Raw genomic sequence first — 8,405 nt, 5'->3', positions numbered from 1 at the left:
TGTGACTGATCCACCGCCATCGGGGGCAAGCCCCCTCCCACATTTTGACCGCGTTCCAGGTTGATCAGGCCGTCCACATCTGGATCACCCACACCACGTTCTGCGCGGCGTATGTGGCGGTGGTGGTGTCGGCGCGCTTGCGTGAGCTGGACCTGTCGATCGAAGAAGCGGCCAGCCGATGGCTGGCAGCAGCCGGACAAGCGTCGGGCGCCTGCGCCGGTCTAACGGCCGACACGGTGCAAATGTGGGAGGGGGCTTGCCCTCGATAGCAGAGTGTCAGTCACTGAAGCTGTGACTGATCCACCGCCATCGGGGGCAAGCCCCCTCCCACATTTTGACCGCGTTCCAGGTTGATCAGGCCGTCCACGGCGACTGGCGAATCACCTCGACAAAGTTCATCGGCTTGAACCCCGGCTCCTGATCCACCAGCACATCGGTCTTCACGTTGCCGAACGTGGTCTGCGGGCGATGGCGCAAGCCGTCGGCGAACGCGCAGATGATGCATTCCTTGAACCCTTCACCGCGTGGATGTGCATGCACCACGGCTTCGCGCTGCACGGGGGTAAATGCGGCGTAGTCCATGCCCAGCACGTCCATCTCGACGCCGGCGGTGACCAGCGCCACGGTCGGCCGCAAATGCTGCGGCACGCCCGGCGTGGTGTGCAGTGCGATGGACAGCCACACCTGTTCGATGTCGTCATCGCTCAGCCCATACGGCTTGAGGAAGTCCGCTGCCGCGTTGGCGCCGTCGACTTCGAAACGCTGGTCGTCGCTGCGATGGCCTTCGACCAGGCCCAGGTCATGGAACATCGCGCCGACGTAAAGCAGCTCCGGGTTATAGGCCAGTTGCTTGCGCTCACCGCTCAACGCGCCGAACAGAAACACCCGGCGCGAGTGGTGGTAGAGCAGGTCGGATTCGATATCGCGGATGTAGTCGGTGGTGGCCCTGGCCAGGGCGCTGTCCGGGATCTTGATGCCGGCGATGCTGGTGCTCATGGTCGTTCTCCGCAAGAAAGCGCCGGGGTGGCGCCGAGGCAGCCAGTCTGGTCGCGCGCCGGGGAAGGGGCTATCGCAGCGAGGGTGCGATGTCGGCCAATGTGCTGCTACATCGTGCCAAGTGAAAGTCGGCTAGGGTGTAGCTGGCGATATCACCCTTGAAGCCTGCGAAAATCCAAAGGTGGAAGGGCGTTTGCCCCCTCCCACAGGGGTTCTGTGTTTATCCGGTTAGGTAAAGGTGTGCCTGTTCATGAGCAAGACCGTCGGCATTCTGATTTTCCCCGGCGTCCAGTCACTGGACGTGACCGGCCCGATGGATGTGTTCTGCGAGGCGAACCGTTTCCTGTCGCCCGAAGACCGGTACCAGCTGGACGTGATCGGCCTGGACCACGGCAATATGGCCTGTTCCAACGGCCTGTCGTTGCAGGCCCATCGGCATTACCGCGAAGCGTTGCAAGCCTATGACCTGCTTCTGGTCGCCGGCGGGCCGCAGCTGCCTTTCGAGGAATTCGGCGCGCACTTCGATGATTGGCTGCGCGGGGCCGCGGCGCGGGCGCAGCGCTTCGGTTCGATTTGCAACGGCGCTTTCATACTGGCCCGCGCCGGCCTGCTCGACGGGAAAACCGTCACCACCCATTGGGGCGATGCCGCCGATCTGGCGCGGTTGTGCCCCAGCGCCCGGGTCGAGGCCGACCGCCTCTACATGCAGGACGGCAACCTCTACACCTCGGCCGGGGTCACGGCGGGGATCGACCTGTCGCTGTACCTGCTGGCCCAGGACCACGGGCCGGAAGTGGCGTTGAGCGTGGCCAAGCGCTTGGTGGTGTTCACCCAGCGTGCGGGCGGGCAGTCGCAGTTCAGCCCGTTCCTCACGCCCCACGCCGAAACCACTTCGGCGGTGGCGCTGGTGCAAGTGTATGTGCTGGCGAACCTGACCGGCGATCTGACCATCGCGGACCTGGCCAACGCGGCCAATATGAGTGCGCGCAACTTCTCCCGGGTGTTCGCCCGTGAAGCGCGGATCACCCCGGCGGAGTTCGTCGAGCGGGCGCGGGTGGATGCGGCGCGGGTGATGCTCGAAAGCAGCCGCGCACCGCTCAAGACCGTGGCCTATCAATGCGGGTTTCGCGATGCCCAGCACATGCGCAGCGTGTTCAACCGCCGACTGGGGGTGACGCCGCAACAGTTCCGGCTCAACTTCGCCGCACCGGTGTAGGGGCAACACCGCAGATACAAGCCCCCTCCCACATTTTGACTGCGTTCCAGGCGGTCAGCGGGCTGGCAGCAGCTTCAGCGTACCGCGCGTATTGGCCGTGACTTCCTCATCGCTGAAATGCGCCTGCTCGTAGCCGCCCTCGATATACGTTTCCGCCTGGTCCCCATAGTGCTTGTCGAACGGCACACCGCTTTGCCCCACCGGGTTGATGGTCAGCGCGTGGGGCACGTCGGCGAAGTCGATCAGGCGCCGGGTCGACGGGCCGTAGGTCACCGGCCATGGTGCCGGGCCGATATTGGCTGACTGGTTGTTCGGCACTTCGTGGCTGCCCGGGGCGGGGAAGGGGCCGACGTTGACGATCCGGTCCAGCGGTTTCTGCGAGCCCAGCGGGTGGCCGTGGGTCAGCGTATGGGCCTTGCCCCACTGCCATTGGCCCGGGTCATCGCCGAAGGTGGCCTTGAGGTGCGCGAGGCTGTTGTCCCAGGCGAGCTTGACGGTGTCGGCACGCTTGCCGTTCCACCAGGGCGAATCCGGGCTCGCGGCCAGGCGGGGCAACGCCGCATCGATCACCCGCGTGCTGAGCAGGGTCTTGAACATGGCGTCGCCGAGTTTCGGGTGGAAGGCCGCGTCAGCCAGGTTGAACAGGAACTGGTTGAACAGCGTGGCGCTGGTGGAGTCCAGCGGATAATCGCCTTTCCAGGCCGCCAGTTGTTCCACCAACTGCAACTGCGCCGGGTCTTTGACCACCTCGCGCAGCAACGGCAACAGCGGTGCCAGCAGGCGCGGGCCGAAGGCGGTGGTGGTGCCCAGTTGCAGGGCCTGGCTGTTGTTTACGTCCCACTTCACGCGCTTGTCGCTCAACTGCGCGTTCAACTGCTGGCCACGGTCGGCCAGGTTGTAATAGCCGGGGATCTCCATGCCGCTGGGCGACACCGGCTGCGCATTGGCCGACACCACATAGCCACGCGCCGGGTTTTCTTCCTGGGGGTTGGCGCTGAACGGGTAGAAGCCCAGCTTGTCGGCCTGGGCCGTGCTGCCGTCGAGGATAAACCCAGGGTTGACGCCGGCCGGGCGGATCGGCAACTGCGCCGCCGCCCACCAGCCGATATCGCCCTGGGCATTCGCCCACACAATGTTCAGCCCCGGCGCCGACACCTTGGCCGCCGCGGCACGGGCCTTGGCCAGGGTGTCGGCGCGGTTGAGCTGGTAGAACCCTTCGAGGATCGGGTTCTGGGTGTCGAGGAACGCCCACCACATCGCGATCGGCGTCTTGCCGGCGTTCTCGCCGAGCACGTCATTGATGATCGGGCCGTGGGGCGATTGGCGCAGGGTCAAGGTGACCGGTGCCTGGCCCTTGACCGCGATCTGTTGCTCGCTGCGGGTCATGTCGACCCATTGGCCGTGGTACCAGACCTGGTTGGCGTTGTCCGGATTGACCTGCTCGGCGATCAGGTCGAGGTCGTCGTTCTGGAACATGGTCAGGCTCCAGCCGAAATCCAGGTTGTGCCCCAGGAACGCCACCGGCACCAGCGCGTTGTGATAGCCATACAACTCAAAGCCCGGCGCCGACAGCTGCGCCTCGTACCACACCGACGGCACTGAGAAGCGGATATGCGGGTCACCCGCCAGCAACGGCTTGCCGCTCTGGGTGCGGCTGCCGCTGATCGCCCAGGCGTTGCTGCCTTCGAACTGCGGCAAGCCGTTGTCGGCCAGGGCCTGTTCACTCAGGGCCGCGATGGCGCCGAGGTTTTGCCAGTCGCTGGCGGCCAGGTTGAGCGCGCCCTTGGGTTGCCAGGCGAGGTCGAACACGTTCAGGTAATCGCTGCCCAACTGGTCGCGTACATAGGTCAGCAATGGTTCGGTACGAAACGCCGCAGCAAAGCTGTAGGCCATATACCCGGCGACGCTGATGGTGTCCTCGGCGGTAAACGGCCGCTTGGGGATGCCCAGCACATCGAACTCCATCGGGCTGGCGTGGTTGTCCTGATACTGGTTGATCCCGTCCAGATAGGCTTGCAGGGCCTTCCAGTGCGCCGATTCGTGGTCCAACTGCGCCACATAAGTGGCGGAGCGCTCGCGAATGCGCAGGCTGCGGAACAGTTTGTCGGTGTCCAGCAGCTTGGGGCCGAGCACTTCGGCCAACTCGCCGCGCGCCAGGCGCCGCATGATTTCCATCTGGAACAGCCGGTCCTGGGCATGCACGTAGCCCAGGGCGCGGTACAGGTCGGTCTCGTTCTCGGCGCGGATATGCGGCACGCCACGCTCGTCGTAGCGCACCGTGACCGAACCTTGCAGGTTCGCCAGCGTCACGGCGCCCTGGCGGGTGGGTTGCTTGCTGTAGACGTACCAGCCGGCACCGACGGCGATCAGCGCCAGCAGCACCGCGAGAACCTGCAAGAGGCGCTTCATGAACATTCCTTACCAAGAGTGGGGCGACGGGCTACAAACCGGTTGGCCACGAACAATAGCAGCCCACCGCCAGGGTGTGAGTGGCATTCACTGCGCGGCCTGCTGCAAGGGCCTTGAGGATCGGCTCGATAAAGCTGTTGCTGGCGTTGCACGTCAGCCCTTCGCTGTAGGGCCCGAAATACGCGAGCTTGCCGCTGCGGTCCCAGATCGCCACGGCCGGGGTCGCGGGTATCTGATCGGCGCCGGGCAGGCTGCTGAGGATTTTCATCTGGCGCAGGTTGTCGGGCAACTGGCCGTGGCTGCCGGGTTTCTGCAGGGCGTAGAACTCGACGCCCTGGGGTGCGTAGTGCTCGATCAATTCGCCGAGGTGCTGCTGGTTGCCGACGTTGCACGGGCAGGCCGGGTCCCAGAAATGCACAAGGCGGATCGGGCCGGGGCCGGCGAGGTCGTCGGGCAGGCGTAGGGCGTCGCCGGAAAACACCGCCGTGTGTTCGCTGAAGGCACGCAGGTAGCGGCCTTGGAACCAGTCATACGCCGCCCATAACACGCCGGCGCAGAGGATCAGCAGCAGGCTGGCGAACAGGGTGGTGCGGTAGGGCTGTCGCATTCAGATCAATCCTCGAAGGACGCGTAGCTTGCCATGCTTGCCCCGACAGATGAATATCGCAGCTCGATATTCCTCTGCGCAGCGCGTAAAGCCCCAAGTCTGGAACCTCTTATGCCCGTCACCTTTGACCCCGATCACCTGCGCGACAGCTTGCGGCCCCTGGTGGATGCGCAGCCACTCAGCGCCGAGGCGCGGGTCTATCAGCGCTTCTATGGGCTGGACCTGCGCGCGCGCCAGGTGCCGGCGGTGAGCCGCCTTGGCCGGTTCGAGGTCGATGGGTTCGCGGTGGTCGCCCAGGTGTGGTGGCCGCCGGTGCCGGTGGCGACGATGTTCATGTTCCACGGGTTCTACGACCATATGGGGCTGTACCGCCACGTCGTCGACTGGGCGCTGGACCAGGGTTTCGTGGTGATCGCCTGCGACCTGCCGGGCCATGGCTTGTCCAGCGGCGCGCGGGCCAGTATCGATGATTTTGCGGTGTACCAGGACGTGGTGCAGGCGCTGTTCGCCCAGGCCGAAGCGCTGCACCTGCCCCGGCCCTGGCACCTGTTCGGGCAAAGCACCGGCGGTGCGGTGGTGGTGGATCACTTGCTCAACCATGGCGCCGACAGCCCGGCCCAGGGTAAGACTTTTCTGCTTTCACCCTTGGTGCGTCCGCGTGGGTGGGGCTGGTCGCAGGTCAGCTATTACCTGCTGCGGCCGTTCGTCAAAGGCATCACCCGACGGTTCAGCGAAAACACCAATGACCCGGCCTTCAAGCCGTTCCTCGAAGCCGACCCCTTGCAGCCGCGCCAATTGCCGACCGCCTGGGTCGGGGCACTGGCGCGCTGGATCAGGCAAATCGAAGCCGCACCGCGCAGCCCGCGGCGGCCGCTGATTGTGCAGGGCGAAGAGGATATGACGGTAGATTGGCAGCACAACCTGCAGGTGCTGCGGGGCAAGTTCGATCAGCCGGAGGTGTTGATGCTCAAGCGCGGCCGGCATCACTTGGCCAATGAGATCCCGGAGATCCGCAATGAGTACTTCAAGTACCTCACCGACCACCTGAAATAACGCAGTACAAATGTGGGAGGGGGCTTGCCCCCGATAGCAGGGTGTCAGTCAGCACATCTGATACTGACCCACCGCTATCGGGGGCAAGCCCCCTCCCACATTTCCTACTGCGCCAGGCTTGAGGTGCTTTGACCGACCGCCAAGCCTGCGCGGACCGCTGCCAACGCCGCCTGGTAATACGCCTTCCCCTGCGGCGACTCGGCAAACGTAGCGAATTCTTCCAGTTCCGGGTCGGACAAGTCCCGATAGACGTACAGCAACGTGTTGTTCAGGTCATTGCCGATCTGTTGCATCAGCCGTTCGCGTTGTCCATCCAGCATGCCCTGGGCCTGGCCGCCGCCCAACAGGCCGGGGATCATCTGGCTCAAGCTGTCGGCCGCCACGCCGGCGATCGCCAGGCTGACTTCGGCGCCGGCTTCGCGGGCGGGCAGGGCCTGGGCCAGGTGGCCGATGATCAGGCTGCGGGTGGCGTCGGCTTCGATGTGCGGCAGGCCTTGGGCATTTTTTGCCAACTGGTCGCGGCGGGTGGCCAGCAGTTCGGCGGCGACAATCTTGCGCCCCAGCGGCGACTGGAAAAACGCCAGGGCCGGTGCCGGGTCCGCCAGGTGCTTGCGCAGTTGGGCTTCGGCGCGCCGGTCCACGGCCTGGGCGGCGAAGCGCTTGTTGCTGTTGTCGACCAGCGCCTGGTACACCGCCGGCGGCAGGCTGTTGCGGTAGCGTTGCTGGGCGGCACTGAGGGCGTCATTGAAATGCGCGCGTTGTTCGGCCCAGCCGGCGACCTTGTACAACTGGTCATGGCCGTCTGCCCAAGCGGGCAAAACGCAGAACATCAGCAAGGAAAAAAACAAACGACGCATATGGACTCCTGTCAGTCGGCCACTATTGTCCGTGTCGGGCGTAGGATTTGTCGAGAAGTCCTATCAGTCACCTGGCTAAAGTGCGTTCAGACGCTCAGCGGCTCTGTCGGATTCACAGGCGTATGGATACTATGCGCGCCATGCAAATATCCCACGATCACCCATTGCTGCAACGCATTGTCGACGACCTGGCCGAAAAGGGCTGGTCGCAGCAAAACAGCTTCCTGCCCCAGGCTCTGACCCTGGAACTGGCGGCTGAGTGCCGTAAACGTGCGGCTGAAGGTGAGCTGGCCCCGGCGGCGGTCGGGCGCGGGCCGGCCCAGGAGATTCGCGAGGGTATTCGTGGCGACCATATCCAGTGGCTGGAGGAGGGCGACGCCGTCGTCTGCGACCGCTATATGACGGTGATGGACAGCCTGCGCCTGGCGATAAACCGCAGCTTGTTCCTCGGCCTGGAAGATTTTGAAAGCCACTTCGCGATGTACCCGCCGGGGGCGTTTTACCTCAGGCACCTGGACCGGTTTCGCGACGACGACCGGCGCACGGTCTCGGCGGTGATCTACTTGAACGACGAGTGGCTGCCGGAACACGGCGGCCAGTTGCGCATGTACCTCAAGGACGGCGTCGAACTCGACGTGGTGCCCAGCGGAGGTTGCCTGGTGGTGTTCCTGTCCGGCGAAGTACCCCACGAAGTGCTGCCCGCTACCCGCGAGCGCCTGTCGCTGACCGGCTGGTTTCGTCGGCGCGGTAACGAGCCGTTTTAAGCATGGAAAAAATTCTCGTCAGCCGCTGCCTGCTCGGGCACAAAGTGCGCTACGACGGCGGCGCCAGCGGGCCGTTCGATCAACTGGCGGCATGGCAGGCCGAAGGCCGCGTGGTTGCGATCTGCCCGGAAGTGGCGGGCGGTTTGCCCACGCCCAGGCCTTCCGCCGAGATTCCGGGCGGGCAGGGTATCGACGTGTGGGAGGGCCGCGCCCAGGTGCTGACCGCCGCGGGCGAGGACTTCAGCGCCGCCTTCCTCGACGGCGCCCGCCAGGCGTTGGCGCTGGTGCAGCGCCACGATATCCGTATCGCCGTGCTCAAGGCCAATAGCCCGTCCTGTGGCAATGTACTGACCTATGACGGCACTTTCAGCGGTGTGAAGGTGAGCGGCGAAGGCGTCACGGCGGCGCTGCTCAAGCGCCATGGGGTGCTGGTGTTCAGTGAGTTGGAGTTGCTTGAGGCGGCGCAAGCCCTGGCCCGTCTCCCAAGCCCTCCCTCATTTTGA

The 8,405-nt window shown here is 64.9% G+C and carries 8 protein-coding genes and 1 pseudogene; 5 read left to right on the top strand and 4 right to left on the bottom strand.

Annotated features, from left to right (window positions below; all coding sequences use genetic code 11):
- Positions 1–71: 71 nt before the first annotated feature.
- Positions 72–173 (top strand): annotated as a pseudogene (locus AC07W0_RS27810) (putrescine ABC transporter permease PotI); the annotation flags it as partial.
- A gap of 181 nt (positions 174–354) precedes the next feature.
- Here the strand turns inward: AC07W0_RS27810 and AC07W0_RS27805 are convergent.
- Positions 355–996, bottom strand: coding sequence for an HD domain-containing protein (locus AC07W0_RS27805; RefSeq protein ID WP_102618666.1), 642 nt, complete (start codon positions 994–996; stop codon positions 355–357).
- A 250-nt stretch (positions 997–1,246) separates the two neighbouring features.
- Here AC07W0_RS27805 and AC07W0_RS27800 point away from each other — a divergent pair, with 250 nt between their 5' ends.
- Positions 1,247–2,212, top strand: coding sequence for a GlxA family transcriptional regulator (locus tag AC07W0_RS27800; RefSeq protein ID WP_102618667.1), 966 nt, complete (start codon positions 1,247–1,249; stop codon positions 2,210–2,212).
- Positions 2,213–2,266: 54 nt separating this feature from the next.
- Here AC07W0_RS27800 and AC07W0_RS27795 read toward each other — a convergent pair whose 3' ends face one another.
- Positions 2,267–4,621: a penicillin acylase family protein gene (locus tag AC07W0_RS27795; protein WP_102618668.1), complete on the bottom strand. Its 2,355-nt coding sequence runs from the start codon at positions 4,619–4,621 to the stop codon at positions 2,267–2,269.
- Between the two features lie 31 nt (positions 4,622–4,652).
- Positions 4,653–5,228: a DUF6436 domain-containing protein gene (locus tag AC07W0_RS27790; protein ID WP_102618669.1), complete on the bottom strand. Its 576-nt coding sequence runs from the start codon at positions 5,226–5,228 to the stop codon at positions 4,653–4,655.
- 111 nt (positions 5,229–5,339) lie between these two features.
- On the opposite strand from AC07W0_RS27790, the gene bipL reads away from it, so the two are divergent.
- Positions 5,340–6,281 (top strand): phospholipase BipL, encoded by a 942-nt coding sequence (gene bipL / locus AC07W0_RS27785; RefSeq protein ID WP_102618670.1) that lies wholly within the window; start codon positions 5,340–5,342, stop codon positions 6,279–6,281.
- A 104-nt stretch (positions 6,282–6,385) separates the two neighbouring features.
- On the opposite strand, the gene AC07W0_RS27780 is transcribed toward bipL, so the two are convergent.
- Complete coding sequence (locus tag AC07W0_RS27780; RefSeq protein ID WP_017845071.1) at positions 6,386–7,138, bottom strand: DUF2059 domain-containing protein; 753 nt, start codon at positions 7,136–7,138, stop codon at positions 6,386–6,388.
- Between the two features lie 131 nt (positions 7,139–7,269).
- Here AC07W0_RS27780 and AC07W0_RS27775 point away from each other — a divergent pair, with 131 nt between their 5' ends.
- Both AC07W0_RS27775 and AC07W0_RS27770 read left to right on the top strand, forming a co-directional pair.
- Positions 7,270–7,902 carry a 2OG-Fe(II) oxygenase gene (locus AC07W0_RS27775; RefSeq protein WP_017845070.1) on the top strand — a complete coding sequence of 211 codons (633 nt, stop codon included), beginning with the start codon at positions 7,270–7,272 and terminating at the stop codon, positions 7,900–7,902.
- 2 nt (positions 7,903–7,904) lie between these two features.
- A complete protein-coding gene (locus AC07W0_RS27770; RefSeq protein WP_102618671.1) occupies positions 7,905–8,405 on the top strand; it encodes a 2-thiouracil desulfurase family protein in 501 nt (166 codons plus the stop codon).

This window comes from Pseudomonas sp. GW704-F2, from assembly GCF_059423025.1.
This window is presented reverse-complemented; position numbering and strand designations above follow the sequence as displayed.

Excerpts from the sequence above, each read along its gene's own strand:
- AC07W0_RS27795 (WP_102618668.1), bottom strand. The coding sequence starts at position 4,621 with ATGAAGCGCCTCTTGCAGGTTCTCGCGGTGCTGCTGGCGCTGATCGCC.
- AC07W0_RS27775 (WP_017845070.1), top strand. The coding sequence starts at position 7,270 with ATGCGCGCCATGCAAATATCCCACGATCACCCATTGCTGCAACGCATT.
- bipL (WP_102618670.1), top strand. The coding sequence starts at position 5,340 with ATGCCCGTCACCTTTGACCCCGATCACCTGCGCGACAGCTTGCGGCCC.
- AC07W0_RS27770 (WP_102618671.1), top strand. The coding sequence starts at position 7,905 with ATGGAAAAAATTCTCGTCAGCCGCTGCCTGCTCGGGCACAAAGTGCGC.
- AC07W0_RS27780 (WP_017845071.1), bottom strand. The coding sequence starts at position 7,138 with ATGCGTCGTTTGTTTTTTTCCTTGCTGATGTTCTGCGTTTTGCCCGCT.
- AC07W0_RS27800 (WP_102618667.1), top strand. The coding sequence starts at position 1,247 with ATGAGCAAGACCGTCGGCATTCTGATTTTCCCCGGCGTCCAGTCACTG.
- AC07W0_RS27790 (WP_102618669.1), bottom strand. The coding sequence starts at position 5,228 with ATGCGACAGCCCTACCGCACCACCCTGTTCGCCAGCCTGCTGCTGATC.
- AC07W0_RS27805 (WP_102618666.1), bottom strand. The coding sequence starts at position 996 with ATGAGCACCAGCATCGCCGGCATCAAGATCCCGGACAGCGCCCTGGCC.